This is a genomic window from Nonomuraea sp. NPDC003201 (assembly GCF_053590415.1).
Map to the genome: position 1 here is coordinate 1 of NZ_JBSFTC010000692.1, position 1,907 is coordinate 1,907.

The following is a 1,907-nucleotide window of genomic DNA, read 5'->3' on the forward strand; positions in this document are numbered from 1 at the left end:
GTTCTGCTGGTGATGGGTTCGATGTCGCAGGGGATCCTGTGGCCGGATGAGTTCGTGGGCCGGCTGACCGCTGGTGGCCGTCGGGTGGTCCGGTACGACCACCGTGACACCGGCAGGTCGGCGACCGTGGACTTTGAGAAGGAGCCGTACACCTGGGACGCCATCAGGGACGACGTGCTGCGGGTGTTGGATGCGCATGGTCTGGGGAGTGCGCATCTGGTGTGTCATTCGGCGGGTGGTCTGCTGGGGCAGTTGATCGCGGTGGAGCGGCCGGAGCGGGTGCGTTCGCTGACGGTCATCGGTTCTTCGCCGCTCGGTGGGGGTGAGGGGATGGTGATCATGCGGGCGTTGATGGGCCAGCCGCAGCCGGAGGGGAGTTTGCCGGAGCCGGTGCCGGAGTTCGTGTCCCACTACCAAGTGCTGATGGCGAGTCCGCCGCCAGCCGATCGGCGGGAGCGGATCGAGGCGATGATCGCTGAGCAGCGGGTGCTGCACGGTACGGGGCTGCCGTTCGATGAGGACGCTGCCCGCCGGCTGCAGGAGCGTATCTACGATCGGGCCCGGGATCTGGACGCGGTGGTGAACCATCGCCTGGCTGCGATGGCTCAGCCGGATTTCGAGCCGGTGGGTGTGCTGGATCGGGTGAAGGTGCCCACGTTGGTGATCGAGGGCACTCACGAGCCGGTCAAGCCGGGTCACGGCGCGATCATCGCCGAGGGGATCCCGGGGGCGCGGTTGATGATGGTCGAGGGGATGGGGCACACGCTTCCGCCGGAGGTGCACGAGGAACTGGCGCGGGCCATCCTCGCTCACACAGCCGCATGACCCGCGTCGTCGATGAAGCGTCCGAGGTAGATCAACACGGCGCACGGCGGACTGGACGGGCCACGGGCGAGCCGTACGGCACGTAGAGCATCGTGCTTCCTGCAACGGCCACCGCGAACAGGACGCCAGCACGATCAGGGCAGCGCCGAGGGACGGGCGCGATCGGAATACGGCACAGCGTCGTGGGTGGTTGGCCGGTGTAGGGGGAGTGCTGGATGAGCGGCAGGAGGGTGGCTCAGCTCATGCCGACGGTCTGCCGCTCGGGCTCGATGACGGCGACGATGCGTTCCTCATCTCGGGTGTAGGGCCTGCCGATGTACTTCGTCGAGATCTGGTCGATGATCTCCCAGGCCGTGTCGCCGTCGAGCCATTCGATGACCCGGCCGCGGACGATGACGGGCTGGAACGGGTTGTCGGCGGGCGTTATGGAGAGCGCCACCCGCGGGTCGCGGCGCAGGTTGCGGGCCTTGCGCGACTGCGGACCGGTGAGGAAGACGATGTGGTCTCCGTGGGTGCCGACCCAGAGCGGGACGGTGTGGGGCGAGCCGTCAGGCAGGACGGTGGCGAGGTGGGCCAGCGAAGTGCCGTCGAGGACGCGGCGTACGTCGGGGTTGAGCATCTTGTTCTCCTTGCAGGGGTTGCGGTGGTGACGTTGTAAGGGGGTGTGAGCGCTGATCAGCGCTGGAGGTGCGTGACGCTCGGTGCCGGTACGGCTTCGACCAGGCGGAGGTGTACGTGCTCGGGCAGCGACTGGAAGAAGGGGCGGCCGCCGCCGAGCAGGAGGATCACCTCGTCGACGAGTCCCGCTTTCAGGGCCTCGGTCGTGACGCCGCCGCCCATGAGGCCTGTGTCCCTGCCGTGAGCGGCTGCGATCGCGTCTTCGATGCCGGTGGTGATGAGGGTCTGCCGTTCGGTCATCTCCGGCGCTCTCATGGCGGCAACTCCTTCCTTGGGTTCCTTGAAGAGACTCTATAACCGTAACACGTAAAGTTCCCTAAGGGAACTCCAATGGGTAGACTGACCCCATGCAACGCACCAACTTCGGCGACATGGCCTGCTCCATCGCCCGCACCCTCGACGTC

Annotated in this window: 3 protein-coding genes; 1 reads left to right on the forward strand and 2 read right to left on the reverse strand. The window is 67.0% G+C overall.

Annotation, left to right across the window (positions count from 1 at the left end):
• Positions 1 to 825, forward strand: an 825-nt coding sequence (locus ACWDX9_RS62810) for an alpha/beta fold hydrolase (RefSeq protein ID WP_449973372.1), incomplete at its 5' end; no start/stop codon positions are given.
• A gap of 235 nt (positions 826 to 1,060) precedes the next feature.
• On the opposite strand, the gene ACWDX9_RS62815 is transcribed toward ACWDX9_RS62810, so the two are convergent.
• Both ACWDX9_RS62815 and ACWDX9_RS62820 read right to left on the reverse strand, forming a co-directional pair.
• Entirely contained in the window at positions 1,061 to 1,444 is a 384-nt protein-coding gene (locus tag ACWDX9_RS62815) for a PPOX class F420-dependent oxidoreductase (RefSeq protein ID WP_449973373.1), read from the reverse strand.
• Positions 1,445 to 1,500: 56 nt separating this feature from the next.
• On the reverse strand, positions 1,501 to 1,758 hold the full coding sequence (locus ACWDX9_RS62820; RefSeq protein ID WP_449973374.1) for a dihydrofolate reductase family protein: 258 nt from the start codon (positions 1,756 to 1,758) through the stop codon (positions 1,501 to 1,503).
• Positions 1,759 to 1,907: the final 149 nt, after the last annotated feature.

Excerpts from the sequence above, each read along its gene's own strand:
- ACWDX9_RS62815 (WP_449973373.1), bottom strand. The coding sequence starts at position 1,444 with ATGCTCAACCCCGACGTACGCCGCGTCCTCGACGGCACTTCGCTGGCC.
- ACWDX9_RS62820 (WP_449973374.1), bottom strand. The coding sequence starts at position 1,758 with ATGAGAGCGCCGGAGATGACCGAACGGCAGACCCTCATCACCACCGGC.